The organism is Cupriavidus sp. 96C5-1 (genome assembly GCF_057798855.1).
In genome coordinates, this window is sequence record NZ_JBYOJU010000035.1 from 50,326 (window position 1) to 69,248 (window position 18,923).

Genomic DNA, 18,923 nt, shown 5'->3' on the forward strand with positions numbered 1-18,923 from the left:
TGCGTCCGGCCAGAGGGATCGACCGATACCGCGGTGCGCAGGTAGACCTCGTCTCAGACGCGGTCCCAGTCGAAGCGGGCCTTGTTGCCCGAGCCGAATACCTTGAGCGCCCCTTGTTCCCCGGCCGCGTTCGGCCGGTTGAAGATCCAGTTCTGCCACGCCGTGAGGCGGCCGAAGATGCGGGTCTCCATGGTCTCCACCGGCCCGAAGCGCAGGTTGGCTTCGAGCCCGGTGAGGGCGTCCGGCGACAGGCTGGCGCGCTCTTCGGTGGCGATGCGGATCTCGTCGTCCCAGTCGATATCGTCCGGCGTTGCGGTGACCAGGCCCAGCGAGGCGGCACTGAGGGCATCGAGCGGCGCGCCGGCGTGGCTCTGCACGGCATCGATCGCGGCTTGGTCCTGGTAGAAGCGCGCAGCCAGCCGCGTCAGCCCATTGACCATGGGGTAGCGGCCGAAGTTGGCCACGCTGGCGAACAGGCGCGGGGCGTCGTCCGGCGCATCGGGCAGGTGCAGCATATAGCTGCGGTCGGCGGCCAGCGCCAGTTCCAGCAGGGTGCCGGCAAAGCAGGAGTCCGGCTCGATCAGGGCAAACAACGAGCGCGAGGAAACCTCCAGGCGTGCCAGCGTGCGGCGCAGCATGCCGATGGTCTCGCGCACGAACCAGTGGCTGGCGTGCGCTTCGAGCAGGGCGTCACAGGCCAGCACGTGCTGCGGATTGCCCTCGGTCTTCAGAATCCAGATGCCGGTGTCGAGATGATTCGCGCGCAGTGTAAGGATGGCGTCGTCGAGTTCGCGCGCCATCTTCAGCGGCCACCATTCGGCGCCGGCGGCGAGCATCGCGGGCAGTGCCTGCGGCTGCTGCTTGCCCGGGCCGAACACCGTCAGCGTGGCCTTGCGGGCATTCTGGTCCAGGTGGACCTGCACGGTGTCATAGCGGTAGCCGTGCGCATCCTGGCTACGCGACAGTGGCGTGAGCTTGACGCCTGGCTGGTCCGCGGGGCGGTCGCTGCCTGCCGCCAGCGCAAGGGCGCGTTCCTGCACGTGCTCGGCGAAGCGGGCCGGCTTGACCACCTCGTCGACCAGTTTCCAGTCGCGCGCCCGCTGGCCGCGCACGCCCTCGGTGGTGGTGCAGAAGATGTCGGCATGGTCGCGCCGCACCCGGCGCTTGTCGGTGATGCGGGTCAGGCCGCCCGTGCCTGGCAGTACGCCGAGCAGCGGCACTTCGGGCAGGCTGACGGCAGAGGAGCGGTCGTCGACCAGCACGATCTCGTCGCAAGCCAGCGCCAGCTCGTAGCCGCCGCCGGCGGTGGTGCCGTTGCAGGCCGCGATGAACTTGAGGCCGGAGTGGCGGCTGGCGTCCTCGATGCCATTGCGGGTTTCGTTGGTGAATTTGCAAAAATTCACCTTCCACGCATGGGACGACTGGCCGAGCATGAAGATGTTGGCACCGGAGCAGAAGATGCGTTCCTTCGCGCTGGTGAGGATGACGCTACGCACCTCGGGGTGCTCGAAACGGATGCGCTGCAGCGCATCGTGCAGCTCGATGTCCACGCCGAGGTCGTAGGAGTTCAGCTTGAGCGCGTAGCCGGGGTGCAGCCCACCGGCCTCGTCGACATCCATCGACAGCGTGGCGACGGGGCCGTCGACTGTCAGCTTCCAGTGGCGGTACTGCGCGGGGTCGCGCTCAAAGGTGACGGGGGCCTGCGGGGTACCGGCGGGGACGGCCGTGTCGGACATCGTTGTCTCCTTTGTGCACTATATTTTTAGTCATTTCGCGTGATGAAATATAGTGCGCAAAGCTGGGCGGTGCAATCCTTGCGCGGACCGGCGCCGCCGCTCAGGCGCCGATCACCCGGAGATGGGCGCGCAGGGCCTGCAGGGAGGTGGCGCAATCCTGGCCGCTGGTGTCGATGGTGACGTCGGCGCGCGAATAGAGCGGCGTGCGCGCCAGCAGGATGCGCCGCAAATCGTCCATGGCTTCGCGGTTGCCTTCCATCGGGCGCATGTCGCCCTGCGCCACCACGCGCGCCATATGCTCTTCGGGCGAGGTTTTCACCCATACCGTGTAGCAACGCGCCAGCAGCAGGTTGAAGGTGGCGGGTTCCGACACCAGGCTGCCCGGCGTGGCGAGCACCATGCGCTCGTGCTCGCGCAGTACGCGTTCCAGCGCGCGCATTTCGTAGCGGCGGTAGGCGGCCTGGCCATACAGCGAGTGAATCTCGGCCAGGCTGGCGCCAGCTTCCTGCTCGATGGCACCGTTGAGTTCGACGAAAGGCACCTCCAGCGCCGCGGCCAGCGCGCGTCCGAGCGTGGATTTGCCCGCGCCGCGCAAGCCGATCAGGGTGATGCGGCGGTGGCGCGCATCGTGGGATTCGGACGGCGCCAGGGCATGGCGGCAGGCCTCGCGCACGCGTGCCAGGTCGCTGGCGGGCAGTTGTGCCAGCCACTGCACCAGTTGCGCGAATTCGGACGCTGGCTGGTTGCCCGGGGCATGCTGGTTCTCCATCTCCGCCAGCACCACCGGCAGGGGCACGTCGAGTGCACGCGCTACCTGCCGCAGCAGTAGCACGGAGGCGTTGCCGGTACCCGTTTCCAGGTTGGCGAGATAGCGTTCCGAGACCTCGGCGCCACGCGCCAGGTCCTTGCGCGACATGCCGCGCGCGGCGCGCAGCGAGCGGATGCGCTCGCCCAGTCGCGTCAGGTAGGGGTCGCGCTCGCCGGCGGGGCGGGTGTCGGACGAGTCGGGGGCCAGCAGGGAATCGGGATCGCGGCGCATGGCGGACGGCTTGGGCGGAGAGAAGGACCGGCACGGCCGGATCGGGGTTGCGATTATAAGGGACACAGCGCTTGTGCTATATAGTGCAGCTCTCCGCTTGCATAATATTGAGTATGCAATAAAATGCATCTCCAATATGGATAAGCAAAGCCAATCATAAGAAACCTGACTCCGTTTTCCCCGTGCGACAGCGCGCGAGCGCAGCAGTGCGACCGGGAGGCGGCATCGAGGAGTGGAGACATGACGCCCCCAACAGCGTCGCCGCCTTGGGCGGCGGCCGATGCAAGTTCCACCGTGGACCTGGTCGTGGCGCTGCCGGCAAGGTATAACGCCGCCGCCGACCTGCTGTCGCGCAATCTCGCCGCGGGCCGAGGCGGCAAGGCCGCCTATCTGGACGATGCCGGCACGCTGAGCTTCGCGGAACTGGACCTGCGTTGCCGGCGCTTTGCCGCCGCGCTGCTGGCGGCCGGGCTGCGGCCCGAGGAGCGCCTGCTGCTATGTGCGCTCGATACCATCGACTTTCCAACGGTCTTCCTCGGCTGCCTGCTGGCGGGCGTGGTGCCGGTCGCGGTCAATACGCTGCTGACCGTTGACGACTACGCCTATATGCTGGAGCACAGCGGCGCGCGCGCGGTGGTGGTCTCCGCCTCGCTCGCAGCGGCGATGGGAGACGCTATCGGCAAAGCGGGGACGGGCCCCGTGCTGATCCTGGCCGCGCCTTATGGCGTGTCCGGCGGCGCGGTCCCGAATGTGGCCGGGATGGCCGGGGAGGGGGCCCCGCTGGCAGGCGCTGCCGCCACCAGCCCGGACGACATCGCGTTCTGGCTCTACTCGTCCGGCTCCACGGGGCGGCCCAAGGGCACCGTGCATACGCATGGCAACCTGTTCCATACAGCCGATCTCTATGCTCGGCAGGTACTGGGCCTGCGCGAAGACGATGTGGTCTTTTCCGCGGCGAAGCTGTTCTTTGCCTATGGACTCGGCAATGCGCTGACCTTTCCGCTCGCGGTTGGCGCCACTACCGTGCTGATGGCCGAGCGTCCCACGCCGCAGGCGGTATTCCAGCGCCTGCGCGAGCGGCGGCCGACCGTCTTCTGCGGCGTGCCCACGCTCTACGCCGGCATGCTGGCCGCGCGCGACCTGCCGGCGCGGCCCGAGGTTGCGCTGCGGATCTGCACCTCGGCGGGAGAGGCGCTGCCCAAGGATATCGGCGACCGGTTCCAGGCGCATTTCGGCTGCGACATCCTCGATGGCATCGGCTCCACTGAGATGCTGCATATCTTCCTCTCCAACCGTCCCGGCGATGTGCGCTACGGCACTACCGGCAAGCCGGTTCCGGGCTATGAGCTGAAGCTGCTGGATGAAGCGGGCCAGCCCTGCGCGCCGGGCGAGATCGGCGATCTCTTTATCAAGGGCCCCAGTGCCGCGCTGATGTACTGGGGCAGCCGCGACAAGAGCCGCGACACCTTCGTCGGAGCATGGACCCGCAGCGGCGACAAGTACCTGCAGGATGCGGATGGCTATTTCATCTACGCGGGACGCAGCGACGACATGCTCAAGGTGGGCGGCATCTATGTCTCGCCCTTCGAGGTCGAAGCCGTGCTGGCGCAGCACCCGGCCGTGCTGGAAGCTGCCGTGATCGGCGCTGCCGATGCCGACGGGCTGGTCAAGCCCAAGGCCTTCGTTGTGCCGCGCCCCGGCCACGCCTGGCACGCAGGCATGGCGGCCGAGCTGCAGGCCTTCGTCAAGTCGCGGCTGGCGCCGTACAAGTATCCGCGCCAGATCGAGTGCCTGGCTGAATTGCCGAAGACGGCCACCGGCAAGATACAGCGTTACCGCCTGCGGCAGCGCGAGGAGGCGGCACGTGCGGCGCCGGACCCGGCCGCGGACGACGCCGGGATGGCGCCAGGGGCGGCTGCGGCGCCTGCGACATCGGGCTGACGATCATTTACACAGTGGAAGGCAGAAGCATGCATAGCGAGTTGGTTGACATTCCTTTCGACGGCCGCGGTATCCAGGTGGAGGTCCAGTGGCTCAGGCCCGAGCGGGCGGAACGCCCGCTGGTGGTCTTCCTGCATGAAGGGCTCGGCTCGATCAGCCTGTGGCGGGACTATCCCGCGGCGCTCTGCGAGGCCGGCGATTTTCGCGGGCTGGTGCTGTCGCGCTACGGCTATGGCCGCTCCACGCCGCGTCCTGCCGAGGAGAAATGGGGTGTCGACTTCATGCACCGGCAGGCGCGCGAAGCCTTGCCGGCGCTGTTCGACGCGCTCGGGATCGGGCCCGGCCGCAGCCGCGGCATGCCCTGGCTGTTCGGGCACAGCGACGGCGGTTCGATCGCGCTGCTCTACGCGGCCAGCTTCCCGCAGGCGGTCGACGGGATCACCGTACTGGCGCCGCACATCATGGTGGAGGACGTGTCGGTGACCAGCATCCAGGCCACCCGCGAAACCTATCTGCGGACCGATCTGCGCGACAAGCTGGCGCGCCATCACGATGACGTGGATTCCGCCTTCTGGGGCTGGAACGACATCTGGCTCGACCCGGCCTTCCGCGCCTTCGACCTGCGTCCCCTGCTGCCGCAATTGCGCTGCCCGGTGCTGGCGGTGCAAGGCGAGGACGACGAGTACGGCACCATGGCGCAGATCGAGGGTATCCATCGATATGCGCCACAAACCGTCCTGCTTAAACTCGCGCGGTGCGGCCACTCGCCACACCGCGACCAGCCGGGCCCGTTGACGGAGGCAGCGGTCCGGTTTATAACGGCACATACTTCATACCTAAAATAATTTCGCGCCCCCTGCGCGCCAGCCGGAAATTCCGGCGATTCCGGTCATGCGCGATGCCTGCGGTGTCCGGGAACGAGCGGAAATCCCGCGGGCCGGCGACGCAAGCCCAGGCGACGGAAGTCGGCTTGACCACCAGGAGACATCCATGCATCGCTTCACATCGCGCGGGCTCGCCCCCGCTTGCCTTGCCATAGCTGCGTCTTTTGCTGTCGCTGCGGGCGCCAGTGCCCAGGGCTCCGGCAAGATCAAGGTCGGCTTCATGCTGCCCTATACGGGCACCTACGCTTCGCTCGGCAACGCCATCGAGAACGGCTTCAGGATGTATGTGCAGGAGCAGGGCGGCAAGCTGGGCGGGCGGGAGATCGAATACTTCAAGGTGGATGACGAGTCCGATCCGGCCAAGGCGCCGGAGAACGCCACCAAGCTGATCAAGCGCGACCAGGTCGATGTGGTGGTGGGCACGGTGCACTCGGGCGTGCAGATGGGCATCGTCAAGGTGGCCAAGGAAAACAATACGCTGCTGATCATTCCCAACGCCGGCGTCGACGAAGCCACGGGTCCGCTGTGCGGCCCCAACATCTTCCGCTCTTCGTTCTCGAACTGGCAGCCCGGCTACGCCATGGGCCACGTACTGGCTGAGCGCGGCATGAAGAAGGTGGTCACGCTGACCTGGAAATACGCGGCGGGCGAACAGTCGGTCAAGGGTTTCAAGGAAGCCTTCGAAGCCAGGGGTGGCAAGGTCGTGAAGGAGCTCAGCCTGCCGTTCCCCAATGTCGAGTTCCAGGCGTTGATCACCGAGGTGGCATCGATCAAGCCCGACGCGGTGTTCGTGTTCTTCGCCGGCGGCGGCGCCGTCAAGTTCGTCAAGGACTGGGCCGCCGCGGGCCTGAAGGACAAGATCCCGCTCTACGCCTCGGGCTTCCTCACCGACGGCACGCTGGAAGCGCAGGGGGCCGCGGCGCAGGGGCTGGAAACCACCTTGCACTATGCCGACGGCCTGGCCAACGCGCGCGACAAGCGCTTCCGCCTCGACTACGCCAAGACCTACAAGCTGCAGCCGGACGTGTATGCGGTGCAGGGCTACGACGCAGCCCAGCTGCTGGCGGCGGGCGCGGGCGCGGTCAAGGGCGACATGAGCCGGAAGGCCGAGGTCATCAAGGCCATGGAAGTGGCCAGGGTGGACAGCCCGCGCGGCGCTTTCACGCTGTCGAAGGCGCACAATCCCGTGCAGGATTTCTACCTGCGCAAGGTCGATGGCCGCGAGAACAAGCTGGGCGGCGTCGCGGTGAAGGCGCTGGCCGACCCGGCGCGCGGTTGCCGTCTCTGACCGGTTGAACGCAGTGGCCCGCCGCCGAGGCGCCGGGCCGGAGCCCGGCCCGCCGTGCCGCGCCCATCCGGGCCGGCAGCGGCAGGGCCGCATACCGCAACCGCGTTGCCGCATGGATATCCATGGATATCGTTTCCTTCTTCATCCAATGCCTTAACAGCATCCAGTATGGCTTGCTGCTCTTCCTCGTGGCGAGCGGACTGACGCTGATCTTCGGCATCATGGGCGTGATCAATCTCGCCCATGGCAGCTTCTATATGCTGGGGGCGTACCTGGCCTTCACGCTGGCCGGGCTGACCGGCAGCCTGCTGATCGCCATTCCGCTTGGCATCGTGCTGGCGGTGGCGTTCGGCTATGTGCTGGAGTGGGTCTTCTTCAGCTATCTCTACCAGCGCGAGCACCTGCAGCAAGTGCTGATGACCTACGGCCTGATCCTGGTGTTCGAGGAGATGCGCAGCATCCTGGTCGACGACGATGTGCACGGCGTGACCGTGCCGGCCATGCTCGACTGGGCGCTGCCGATCGGCAACGACATGACCTATCCGGTCTATCGCCTGTTCATCTCCGCGATCTGCCTGCTGGTAGCGGCGGCGATGTACGTGGTGATACGCCGCACGCGGCTTGGCATGATGATTCGCGCCGGCGCCACCAATCGCGAGATGGTGCAGTCGCTGGGCATCAACGTCACGGTGCTGTATCGCTTCGTGTTTGCGCTGGGCGTGGCCCTGGCGGTGCTTGCCGGCATGATCGCCGCGCCGGTGTCCTCGGTCTATCCCGGCATGGGCAGCCAGGTACTGATCGTGTGCTTCGTGGTGGTGGTGATCGGCGGCATCGGTTCGGTCAAGGGCGCCATGGTGGCGTCCTTGCTGCTGGGCTTTGTCGACACCTTCGGCAAGGTATTCTGGCAGGAGGCCTCCGGCGTGCTGGTCTACCTGCTGATGGCGCTCATCCTGCTCTGGAAACCCCAGGGCTTGTTCAAGGCGGGGTAGGGATATGCCGGGCAATATCAATGCATTGGGCGGCACGCTGCACGCACGCGGCGCTGCCCGGCCCTGGCTGGGCGGCCTGGGCTGGCTGGCGGCCTTCGCGGTGCTGGCGGTGCTGCCGCTGCTGCTGCACGCGGACGGGCACCGATTCTATATAGAGCTGCTCAGCAAGGTCATGATCATGGCCATCTTCGCGCTCTCGCTGCAGCTGCTGATCGGCTATACGGGGCTGGTGAGCCTGGGCCACGCGGCTTACTTCGCCATGGCGGCCTACGCCACCGCGATGATGGCGCCGCAGGCCGGGCCCGGCAACGGCTGGCTGTTGCTGCTCGGCGCGCTCGGCGCGGCGGGGCTGCTGGCCCTGGTGGTGGGTGCGCTGGTACTGCGCACGCGCGGCATCTACTTCATCATGGTGACGCTGGCCTTCGCGCAGATGGTGTATTTCATGTTCCACGACACCAAGATCGCGGGCGGCAGCGACGGCACCTATATCTATTTCCGGCCGGAGTTCGCCTTGCTCGGCGCGCGCCCCTTCGACGTCAACGATGTCGCCCATTTCTACTGGCTGGTGCTTGGCGCGCTGGTGCTGACGGTGGCAGGGCTGGCGCTGGTGCTGCGCTCGCGCTTCGGGCATGCGCTGGTGGGCATCCGGCATAACGAGCAGCGCATGCGGGCGGCTGGCTACGCCACCTACCGCTACCAGCTCGGCGCCTTCGTGGTGGCGGGTATTTTTGCCGGCCTCGCGGGCTACCTTTATGCCGTCCAGTATGGTTTCGTCAATCCGGAAATCGCATCCTGGCACCAGTCCGGCAACGCCATGCTGATGGTGATCCTGGGCGGGGCCGGCAGCCTGGCCGGAGCGGTGCTGGGTGCCTTTTCCTTCGTGCTGCTCGCGGAGTGGTTCAGCTCGCTGACCAAGCACTGGCAGCTCTTGATGGGCGGCTTCGTGATCGTCGCGGTGGCCCTGTTGCCGCATGGGCTGGTCAGCCTGGCGGGCATGGTTTCGCGCCGGCGCCAAGGGGAATCCCGATGAACGCACCTGTCCTGTCGGCCCGCCAGCTGACGCGCCGCTTCGGCGGCCTCACCGCGGTGGGCGAGGTGGACCTCGACCTGGCCTTGCACGAGATCCACGCGGTGATCGGCACCAACGGCGCGGGCAAGTCCACGCTGATCAATATGCTGTCCGGCGAGTTGCCGCCGTCGTCGGGCAAGCTACAACTGCAGGGCCGCGACGTCACCGGCTGGTCCCAGCCGCGCCTGGCGCGCGAGGGCATTGGCCGCAGCTACCAGCGCAACAATATCTTCCTGCCGCTGACCGTACGCGAAAACTGCCGCCTGGCGGCACAGTCGCGCGCGCAGCTGGCCTGGCGCCTGTGGGAAGGCGCGCAGCGCTGCCGCACCAGCCGCGCGCTGGGCGACGAGGCGCTGGAGTGCGCCGGCCTGGCCGCGTGTGCCGATACCGTGGCCACCGCCTTGTCGCACGGGCAGAAGCGCCAGCTCGAGGTGGCCATGTGCCTGGCCACGCAGCCTACCGTATTGCTGCTGGATGAGCCGCTGGCGGGCATGGGAGCGGAGGAGTCTGCGCGGATGCTTGCCTTGTTGCGCTCGCTGCGGGATGGCCATGCGGTACTGCTGGTCGAGCACGATATGGAGGCTGTCTTCTCGGTCGCCGACCGTATCACGGTGATGGTCAACGGCAGCGTGATTGCGTCCGGCGAACCCGAGGCGATCCGCGTCAACCGGGCGGTCCAGCAAGCCTACCTCGGCGAAGAAGATGGGGAAGCGCACGCGGATGGCGCGGGCGAGCGCCCCCAGGTGGCGCTGCAGGCGCGCAAGGAGCAAGCGGCATGATGGCGGAGGCGATGATTGCGGCAACCGGCGTGCATGCCTGGTATGGCAGCAGCCACATTCTGCGCGGAATCGATTTCAGCGTCGGCGCGGGCGAAACCGTTGGCCTGCTGGGCCGCAACGGCATGGGCAAGAGCACGCTGCTGCGCACCCTGCTGGGTCACGTGCGGCAGCGTCAGGGCCGCATCGAGGCGTGCGGGCGGGACGTATCGCGTGCGCAGCCTTATGAAGTGGCGCGTCTGGGGGTGGCCTACGTGCCGGAGGGCCGCGGGATATTTCCCAACCTTTCCGTGCGCGAGAACCTTGTCATGGCTGCGCGCAAGGGCCCGTCCGGCCGCCTGGACTGGGACGAGGCAAGAGTGCTGGATCTCTTCCCGCGCCTCAAGGAGCGCCTTGGCCACGGCGGACAGCAGCTGTCCGGCGGCGAGCAGCAGATGCTGTCGATTGGCCGCGCCCTGATGACGAATCCCGATTGCCTGATCCTGGATGAGGCGACCGAGGGCCTGGCGCCGCGCATCGTCGCCGAGATCTGGCGGGTGGTTGCCACGGTCCGCGCCACCGGCATTGCATCGGTGGTGGTGGATCGCAACTACCGCACGGTGCTGGCCAATGCGGATCGCGTGGTGGTGCTGGAGAAGGGCGTCGTGGTCATGAACGGGCCGGCGGCCGAACTGGTGTCGCAACCGGGTGTGCTGGATCGTTACCTTGGTGTTTGATTGTGATTTAAAAGTCGCAATTCGTGGCCGTGCAGCAACGCTGGACGGGCTGGCGCCATTTTCGATTTGGTGGCTTACCATGCGCAAGCGCTTGACCGGGCGGGACTTCGCTCGCATGCTTGGCGCGTCACCAGCATGAGGCAGGACAGCAGGCAGGATGCTCCCTAGTGGTCGTCACCCGGCACTTCATCTAGAATGGCGCGCGTTTGTGCAATGCAATAGCGGCGCGGTGCCGCTGCGCCATCTCGAGCGCACACGCATGCCGAGGGCGTTGCCCGAGCCCTTCAACCACACCTTTATCCATGACCCAGACCGCAACCAGCCATTATTTCGTCAAGAGTCCCAGCAAACGTGCGTTGGTGATCGGCGCGATCGGCGTCGTCTTTGGCGATATCGGTACCAGCCCGCTGTATGCGCTGAAAGAGTGCTTTAGTACCGAGCATGGCATTCCCTTTAGCGACGCTGCGGTGATGGGCATCATTTCCATGCTGTTCTGGGCGATGATCATCGTGGTGTCGCTCAAGTACGTGATGTTCGTCATGCGTGCCGACAACGACGGCGAGGGCGGTATCCTGGCCCTGATGGCCCTGGCATTGCGCACCGCCGCGCCACGCTCGCGCATGGCCAAGCTACTGATGATGTTCGGTATTTTCGGCGCCTGCATGTTCTACGGCGACGCGGTGATCACGCCGGCGATATCCGTGCTGTCCGCGGTGGAGGGCCTGGAAATCGCTGCGCCGGGGCTGTCGCACTTCGTCATACCGATCACGCTGGTGATCCTGGTGGCCCTCTTCGTGATCCAGCGCAGCGGCACGGCTGCCGTAGGCAAGCTCTTCGGCCCCATCATGATGCTGTGGTTCGTGGCACTGGGCGTGCTCGGCGTGTATCACATGCTGCATGTGCCTTCGATCCTGATGGCGGTCAGCCCGCACTATGCGATCACGTTCCTGATGGAGCACTCGCTGCAGGCTTTCGTGGTGCTCGGCTCGGTATTCCTGGTCCTGACCGGCGCGGAAGCGCTCTACGCCGACATGGGCCACTTCGGCATCCGTCCGATCCGCATGGGCTGGTTCGCGGTGGTGATGCCGTGCCTGATGCTCAATTATTTCGGCCAGGGAGCCATGCTGCTGCAGAATCCCACCGCGATCAGCAACCCGTTCTATCTGATGGTGCCGGAACCGGTGCTGATACCGATGGTGCTGCTGGCCACCTGCGCGACGGTGATCGCTTCGCAGGCGGTCATCTCGGGCGCTTTCTCGCTGACCAGCCAGGCCATCCAGCTCGGCTTCGTGCCGCGCATGCGCATTCGCTATACCTCCGACGCTGAAATCGGCCAGATCTACCTGCCGGTCATCAACTGGCTCCTGCTGGTGCTGGTGGTCATCGTGGTGGTGGCCTTCAAGAAGTCCGACAACCTGGCGGCTGCCTACGGCATCGCGGTGACCACCACCATGGTGATCACCACCTTCCTGGCCGTGGTGGTCATGCGCAAGGTGTGGAAATGGAACCCGGTGCTGGTGACGCTGATCGGGCTGACGTTCCTGCTGGTCGACCTGGCGTTCTTCTCCGCCAACCTGCTCAAGATCGCCGAGGGCGGCTGGTTCCCGCTGCTCATGGGCGGCACCGCCTTCTTCCTGCTGATGACCTGGCACAGCGGCCGCAAGCTGCTGCGTGCGCGCAGCCTGGAAGACGGTATCCCGCTCGAGCCGTTTATCGCCGGCCTGCTGGCGCATCCCCCGCACCGGGTCGAAGGCACGGCCGTGTTCCTGACCGGCAATACCGAATCGGTGCCGGTCTCGCTGCTGCACAACCTGAAGCACAACCGCGTGCTGCACGAGCGGGTGGTGTTCCTCAGCTTCGTTACCCGCGACGTGCCCTATGTGGACGACGATCATCGCCTCACCTGCAAGGATCTCGGCGGCGGCGTGATCATCCTCAAGTCCGAGTACGGCTTCAAGGAAACGCCGGATGTGCAGCGGGTGCTGGATCTGGCCCAGCGCAAGCTCAATATGCAATTCGAGCTGATGGAGACATCGTTCTTCATCGCGCGCGAGTCCGTGATTCCTTCGAAGCTGCCGGGCATGTCCATGTGGCGGGAAAGCCTGTTCGCCTGGATGCATCAGAATGGCGCCAAGCCTTCCGATTTTTTCCAGATTCCCGCCAACCGGGTCGTGGAACTTGGGACGAAGGTAGAGATTTGAGGGCGATTTGAGGGCAGCTTCGGGCTCTCCGGCTTGAGCCCTGCCTCTTCAGGCTATTCTTGACTTGGCGCCCCTGGGCTACAGAATCGGAAATTCCGTTGATCTTGTAGCCCAGGGGCGTCATTTTTTGATCCGTGGTTTGACGCCCTTGGGCAAAGGCCGGCGGCCGTAGCATGGCGCGCAGCCGCCATAAGGGAAAAAGCCCCCTGCGCGCGAGGCGCAGGGGGCTTTACTTCGATCAGGCCGGCGTGTGCCCATTTGCCGGGCGTGGCGGCCCGGCAAATGGATGCGGAGCGCTTAGCGCTTGAGCTTGGCGAACGCCGCCGCCATGGCGCCGGAGGGCTCCGCCTCGCGGCGGCCGCCGCCAAAGCCCTTGCCCTGGCCGGGGCGCTGGCCCTGGCCAGGTCGCGGCGCATTGCCACGGTCCGATTGCCCGGCGCGCGCCGGGCCCTGGCCGGGCTCGTCGTCCAGCCGCATGGTCAGGCCGATGCGGTTGCGCTTCACATCCACTTCCATCACCTTGACCTTGACGATCTGGCCGGCCTTGACCGCTTCGTGCGCATCCTTGATGAACTTGGTGGAGAGCGCGGAGATATGGACCAGGCCGTCCTGGTGCACGCCGATATCGACGAAGGCGCCAAAGGCGGCTACGTTCGTGACCACGCCTTCGAGCACCATGCCCGGTTGCAGGTCCTTGATATCTTCCACGCCGTCCTGGAAGGTGGCGGTCTTGAACTCGGGGCGCGGGTCGCGGCCCGGCTTCTCCAGTTCGGAGAGGATGTCGCGCACCGTCGGCAGGCCGAAGGTCTCATCGGTGAAGGTGGCCGGCGACAGGCCGCGCAGGGCGTCGCGGTTGCCCATCACGTCGGGAAGGCCCTTCTTGATGTGGTCGAGGATGCGTTTGACCACCGGATAGGCTTCCGGGTGCACCGAGGAGCGGTCCAGCGGATTGTCGCCATCGTTGATGCGCAGGAAGCCGGCCGCCTGCTCGAAGGTCTTCTCGCCCAGGCGCGGCACCTTCTTCAGCGTGTCGCGGTTGGGGAAGGCGCCGTTGGCATCGCGGTATTCGACGATGTTGCGGGCGAGCACGGTGTTCAGGCCGGAGACGCGTGCCAGCAGCGGGGCGGAAGCGGTGTTCACGTCCACGCCCACGGCATTCACGCAATCCTCCACCACGGCATCCAGCGCGCGCGCCAGTTCACGCTGGTTGACGTCATGCTGGTACTGCCCCACGCCGATCGACTTCGGATCGATCTTCACCAGTTCGGCCAGCGGATCCTGCAGGCGGCGCGCGATCGAGACCGCGCCACGGATCGATACGTCGAGGTCCGGGAATTCCTTGGCGGCCAGCTCCGAGGCGGAGTAGACCGAGGCGCCCGCTTCGCTGACCACGATCTTGGTCAGTTTGGCTTCGGGCAATGCCTTCATCAGGTCCTGCACCAGCTTGTCGGTTTCGCGGCTGGCGGTACCGTTGCCGATCGAAACCAGCATCACGTTGTGCTGCTTGGCCATGCGGGCCAGCGTGGCGAGCGAGCCGTTCCAGTCGCGGCGCGGCTCGTGCGGATAAATGGTGGCGGTGTCGAGCAGCTTGCCGGTGGTATCGACCACGGCCACCTTGCAGCCGGTGCGGATGCCCGGGTCGATGCCCATGACCGACTTGGGACCGGCCGGCGCGGCCAGCAGCAGTTCATGCAGGTTACGGCCGAACACCTTGATGGCTTCGCTCTCGGCGGTTTCGCGCAGCTGCGTCAGCAGTTCGGTTTCCAGGTGCGGCTGCACCTTGACGCGCCAGCACCAGCGGCACACGTCGGCCAGCCACTTGTCGGCCGGGCGGTTCTGGTTCTGGATGCCGACATGGCGGGCAATCATGCCTTCGCACGGGTGCGGCACCATCGCATCCTGTTCTTCGCCCAGGCCGAGCTTGACCATCAGCACGCCCGCGTTGCGGCCGCGGAACAGCGCCAGCGCGCGGTGCGAGGGGATGGTGCGGATGGTCTCGCTGTATTCGTAGTAGTCGCGGAATTTTTCTTCCTCCGCGCCTTCCTTGCCTTCCATGACCGACGAGCTCACCAGGCCGTTGCTCCACAGGTGCTCGCGCAGCTTGCCGAGCAGCTCGGCGGTCTCGCCAAACTGTTCCGACAGGATGTCCCGCGCACCGTCCAGCGCGGCCTTGACGTCGGGCACGCCGCCTTCCGCGGTGGGATTGCCGTTGACATACCTGGCGGCTTCGGCCTGCGGGTCCAGGGTGGGGTCGGCCAGCAGGGCCAGGGCCAGCGGCTCGAGCCCGCATTCGCGCGCGATCTGGGCACGGGTGCGGCGCTTGGGCTTGTAGGGCAGGTAGAGATCTTCCAGCGTCTGCTTGGTCTCGGCGCCTTCGACAGCCGCGCGCAGTTCGGGCGTCAGCTTGCCCTGTTCCTCGATGGAGGCGAGGATGGTCGCCCGGCGCTCTTCCATCTCGCGCAGGTAGAGCAGGCGCTCTTCCAGGTTACGCAGATGCGTATCGTCCAGGTTGCCGGTCACTTCCTTGCGGTAGCGCGCAATGAACGGCACGGTCGCACCTTCGTCGAGCAGTTCTACGGCCGCAGCCACCTGGCGGGGTTGGACGGAGAGTTCGGCCGCGATGAGCGACACGATCTTTTGCATGACGGAAGCTGGCAGATTGGACATCAGGAAAACAGTCGGTCGAAAGCGGGGCATTTTGCCACAAGCTCGACGCCGCGCGTCGGGCCGGGGCGCGCTTGACTTCCGGCGGCGGTTGGCCGGGGCCGCCGCCAGGCGTTCGTGCCGGCATCATTATGCAGCCGTGCTCCACGGCAAGCGGCAGGGCGGATGTTAGAATCCAATCATGATCGCCAAGCCACATCCGGCCGCCCTTGCGGCCGCGTTATCCGACCGCTTCGCCACCCTGACCAAGGTCCGGGCGGCCCGCCATTTGCCTGCGCAGGCGCGCCATGCGCTGCTGGCTGCCGGCATGGCGGCGTTGCTCATGCCCATGTACGGCCACGCGCAGGCGGCCCCGGGTGCCTCGCAGGTCTCTGCCCAGGCAACTGCGGCGCCGGCGACGCAAGCGCCGCCGCGGGATTTTGCCGCGGAGCGCAAGGCCATCGGCGATTCCCGGGCCTGGACCAACTATCGCTACGGCATGGCGGAGCACGATTGCTATAACAAGTTCTTTGTCACGCACTGCATAGACAAGGCCAAGGACGTGCAACGCGAGGAACTGCAGGTGCTGCGCAAGCGGGAGCTGGAGATCGGTGACGCGGAGCGCGCATTCAAGGCGGCCGAGCGCGACAAGGCACAGGCCATCAAGCGCGCCGAGTACGAATCCGGCCAGCCGGGCCGCGAAGCCAATGAACGGGCCAATCGCGAGAGCTTCGAGCGCAAGCAGCAGGATCAGCAACTGCGCGATGCGCAGCATCAGGCCGACGCGCCGCAGCGGGCCGCCAATGCCGAGGCCTATAACAAGAAACAGGCTGACTTCGACGCCCGCGTCAAGGCGGCGCAGGCACAGGGTGCGCAGCAGGCCGTGCAGCGCCAGGAGAATGTCAAGGCGTTCGAGGCCAAGCAGCGCGATGCCGCGCAGCGGCAAAAAGACCTCGACGAGCGTCGCGCCAAGGCCAAGGAACAGCAGGAGAAGCAGGGGCAGGGGGCGGCGCCGCGCCCCTTCGGTTTCTGAGCGGTGGGAGCCGCGCCCACAGCCGGGGGCAATACCGGCGACAATAGCCGGAACCAGAGCACGCAATGCGCCAGCCAGCGCCAATGTCAAACGCCATACCGGCCCGCCGGCGCCCGCGCCGGCATTGAGCGGGGGAGCCCATGGACTGCAACCTGAACACCTTAGCGCGACAGATCATGGAGTTGCAGATCGAACACCGCGATCTCGATTACCTGATCGACCGCATGGCGGCCGACGCCACGCATGACGAGCTGCAGCTGCGCCGCCTGAAAAAACGCCGCCTCAAGCTCAAGGATGCGATTACCCTGCTCCAGCTTCAGCTCGAGCCGGACGTGCCCGCCTGATTCCCCTTGTCCCGGGCCGCTGCTGAAGCGGCGGCCCGTCATAAAGCCTCGCCTTGTCCGCTTCCGAAGACCTGCCCGCCATGCTCGCGGACCCCGTCATCCCCGATACGCCCGACGTTCCGGCCGCCAGCGGCGCCGGGGCTGCCGGCGCAGCGGCGGCAGCCCATGCCGCCGAGCTGGCTACCATCTTCGCCGAGACCGGCACCCTGGCCCAGGCCATCGAGGGCTACCGCCCGCGGGGGGCGCAGGAACGCATGGCCGAAGCGGTGGCCGGGGCGATCGAGCGCAGCGACACAGTCATTGTCGAGGCCGGTACGGGTACCGGCAAGACGTTTGCCTATCTGGTGCCAGCCATGCTGTGGGGTGGCAAGGTCATCCTGTCCACCGGCACCAAGAACCTGCAGGACCAGCTTTTCCTGCGCGATATCCCCACGGTGCGGCGCGCGCTCAATGTGCCGGTATCGGTATCGCTGCTCAAGGGGCGCGCCAACTATCTGTGCCACTACCATCTGGAGCGGGCCGAAGCCCAGGGCCGCCTGGCGTCCCGCCAGGACGCCGCATGGCTGCGCGAGATCGCTCGCTTTGCCAAGGTGACCGCCTCGGGCGACAAGGCCGAACTGGCCTCGGTGCCGGAGAACGCACCGGTATGGCAGCTTGTCACCTCGACCCGCGACAACTGCCTGGGTACCGAATGCCCAAGCTACAAAGAGTGCTTCGTCATGCGCGCGCGCAAGGAGGCGCAGCAGGCCGACATCGTCGTAGTCAACCACCACCTGTTCTTTGCCGATGTGGTGCTGCGCGATACCGGCATGGCCGAGCTGCTGCCGGCGGCGAACACGGTCATCTTCGACGAAGCGCACCAGTTGCCCGAGACGGCAACGCTGTTCTTCGGCGACAGCCTGTCGACCAGCCAGTTGCTGGAGATCGCGCGGGATACCGTGGCCGAAGGCCTGTCCCATGCACGCGACGCCGCCGACTGGGTGCGCATCGCCGCACCGCTGGAGCGCGCCGCGAGGGATTTGCGCCTGGCCTTCACCAAGGACAATGCACGCCTGGCGCTGAGCCAGATCGAGGCGGACCCCCGTATCGGCAAGCCGTTCTTCGAGACGCTCGACGCGCTCGAAAGCGCGCTGTCGGAGTTCGTGGCCTTGCTCGAGAGCCAGGCCGAGCGCGCCGAATCGCTCGAGCAGTGCCATCGCCGCGCAGTGGAACTGGAGCAGCGCCTGGCCGCCTGGCGCAGCGAAGCCAAGGCCACGCCGCAGCCCGCGGCGCCGGATGGCAAGCAGGAGGACGCGCAGGCGCCAGCCGCGGCGCTCGGGCCGGATACGGTGCGCTGGGTCGAAGTGTTCTCCCATACGGTGCAGCTGCATCGCACGCCGTTGTCGATCGCGCCGATTTTCACCCGGCAGCGCGAAGGCCATCCGCGGGCCTGGGTCTTCACCTCGGCCACGCTGTCGGTCAAGGGCAACTTCACCCACTATGCCGCCCAGCTTGGCCTGGACAAGGACAAGTCGCTGACGTTGCCCAGCCCGTTCGACTATGCCACCCAGGGCCTGCTCTATGTGCCGCGCGACTTGCCCGCGCCGCAGTCGCCGCAATTCACCGACGCGGTGGTGCAGACCGCGCTGCCGCTGATCGCGGCGGCCGGTGGCCGGGCCTTCCTGCTCTGTACCACCTTGCGCGCGGTGCAACGCGCATCCGACCTGCTCTATGAAGCCTTTGCCGAGCGCGGCCTGGAACTGCCGCTGCTGGTCCAGGGCCAGGCCAGCCGCACCGAGCTGCTCGATCGCTTCCGCGAGCTCGGCAACGCCGTGCTGGTCGGCAGCCAGAGCTTCTGGGAGGGTGTGGATGTGCGTGGCGAGGCGCTGTCGCTGGTGATCATCGACAAACTGCCGTTTGCTCCGCCCGACGATCCGGTGCTGGCAGCCCGCATGGAAGTCCTGCAGAAGAAGGGGCTGAGCCCGTTTGCCGTGCACCAGCTGCCGCACGCGGTGATCACGCTGAAGCAGGGCGCGGGGCGCCTGATCCGCTCAGAGACGGACCGCGGCGTGCTGGTGATCTGCGATACCCGGCTGGTGGAAAAGCCCTACGGCCGCCAGATCTGGCAAAGCCTGCCGCCTTTCAAACGTACCCGCGAGGCCGGGACCGTGATTCATTTCCTGGAATCGCTGCGCGATGGCGAGGATCCTGTCACGCCGGCGGCGGACGAGGCGGGGGACGGCTCGCAACCCGGTTGAGTGCGGTAACTGCCACAAAAAAGCCCG

General features: G+C 66.5%; 14 protein-coding genes. 11 read left to right on the forward strand and 3 right to left on the reverse strand.

Translation table 11 applies throughout. From position 1 onward, the window contains the following. Positions 1-53: 53 nt before the first annotated feature. Together boxC and AC3FOF_RS30760 are read right to left on the reverse strand one after the other, a co-directional pair. Complete coding sequence (gene boxC, locus AC3FOF_RS30755) at positions 54-1,736, reverse strand: 2,3-epoxybenzoyl-CoA dihydrolase (protein WP_488728737.1); 1,683 nt, start codon at positions 1,734-1,736, stop codon at positions 54-56. Between the two features lie 100 nt (positions 1,737-1,836). Continuing rightward, positions 1,837-2,775: a helix-turn-helix transcriptional regulator gene (locus AC3FOF_RS30760; RefSeq protein WP_488728738.1), complete on the reverse strand. Its 939-nt coding sequence runs from the start codon at positions 2,773-2,775 to the stop codon at positions 1,837-1,839. Positions 2,776-3,015: 240 nt separating this feature from the next. On the opposite strand from AC3FOF_RS30760, the gene AC3FOF_RS30765 reads away from it, so the two are divergent. From AC3FOF_RS30765 to AC3FOF_RS30800, 8 genes are all read left to right on the forward strand, one after another. After that, entirely contained in the window at positions 3,016-4,716 is a 1,701-nt protein-coding gene (locus AC3FOF_RS30765) for a benzoate-CoA ligase family protein (protein ID WP_488728739.1), read from the forward strand. A 29-nt stretch (positions 4,717-4,745) separates the two neighbouring features. Next, entirely contained in the window at positions 4,746-5,561 is an 816-nt protein-coding gene (locus AC3FOF_RS30770) for an alpha/beta fold hydrolase (RefSeq protein ID WP_488728740.1), read from the forward strand. Between the two features lie 145 nt (positions 5,562-5,706). After that, entirely contained in the window at positions 5,707-6,888 is a 1,182-nt protein-coding gene (locus tag AC3FOF_RS30775; protein ID WP_017231107.1) for an ABC transporter substrate-binding protein, read from the forward strand. Positions 6,889-7,010: 122 nt separating this feature from the next. Further along, a complete protein-coding gene (locus AC3FOF_RS30780) occupies positions 7,011-7,877 on the forward strand; it encodes a branched-chain amino acid ABC transporter permease (protein ID WP_017231108.1) in 867 nt (288 codons plus the stop codon). A 4-nt stretch (positions 7,878-7,881) separates the two neighbouring features. Then, positions 7,882-8,907: a branched-chain amino acid ABC transporter permease gene (locus AC3FOF_RS30785; protein ID WP_488728741.1), complete on the forward strand. Its 1,026-nt coding sequence runs from the start codon at positions 7,882-7,884 to the stop codon at positions 8,905-8,907. Further along, positions 8,904-9,725, forward strand: a complete 822-nt coding sequence (locus AC3FOF_RS30790) for an ABC transporter ATP-binding protein (protein ID WP_017224800.1) — start codon at positions 8,904-8,906, stop codon at positions 9,723-9,725. The genes AC3FOF_RS30785 and AC3FOF_RS30790 overlap by 4 nt, the downstream gene beginning before the upstream one ends. Continuing rightward, entirely contained in the window at positions 9,725-10,438 is a 714-nt protein-coding gene (locus tag AC3FOF_RS30795; protein WP_488728770.1) for an ABC transporter ATP-binding protein, read from the forward strand. Before AC3FOF_RS30790 ends, AC3FOF_RS30795 begins: the two co-directional genes overlap by 1 nt. A gap of 302 nt (positions 10,439-10,740) precedes the next feature. After that, positions 10,741-12,639, forward strand: coding sequence for a potassium transporter Kup (locus AC3FOF_RS30800; protein WP_276264040.1), 1,899 nt, complete (start codon positions 10,741-10,743; stop codon positions 12,637-12,639). Positions 12,640-12,936: 297 nt separating this feature from the next. On the opposite strand, the gene AC3FOF_RS30805 is transcribed toward AC3FOF_RS30800, so the two are convergent. Next, entirely contained in the window at positions 12,937-15,306 is a 2,370-nt protein-coding gene (locus AC3FOF_RS30805; RefSeq protein ID WP_488728742.1) for a Tex family protein, read from the reverse strand. A 178-nt stretch (positions 15,307-15,484) separates the two neighbouring features. Between AC3FOF_RS30805 and AC3FOF_RS30810 the strand changes: the two genes are divergently transcribed. From AC3FOF_RS30810 to yoaA, 3 genes are all read left to right on the forward strand, one after another. After that, the gene (locus AC3FOF_RS30810; RefSeq protein WP_017225936.1) at positions 15,485-16,315 is read left to right on the forward strand and encodes a hypothetical protein; all 831 of its coding nucleotides are present in this window, start codon (positions 15,485-15,487) and stop codon (positions 16,313-16,315) included. 140 nt (positions 16,316-16,455) lie between these two features. After that, positions 16,456-16,659 carry a DUF465 domain-containing protein gene (locus AC3FOF_RS30815; protein WP_017225935.1) on the forward strand — a complete coding sequence of 68 codons (204 nt, stop codon included), beginning with the start codon at positions 16,456-16,458 and terminating at the stop codon, positions 16,657-16,659. 80 nt (positions 16,660-16,739) lie between these two features. Beyond that, positions 16,740-18,896 carry a DNA repair helicase YoaA gene (yoaA, locus tag AC3FOF_RS30820; protein WP_488728771.1) on the forward strand — a complete coding sequence of 719 codons (2,157 nt, stop codon included), beginning with the start codon at positions 16,740-16,742 and terminating at the stop codon, positions 18,894-18,896. Positions 18,897-18,923: the final 27 nt, after the last annotated feature.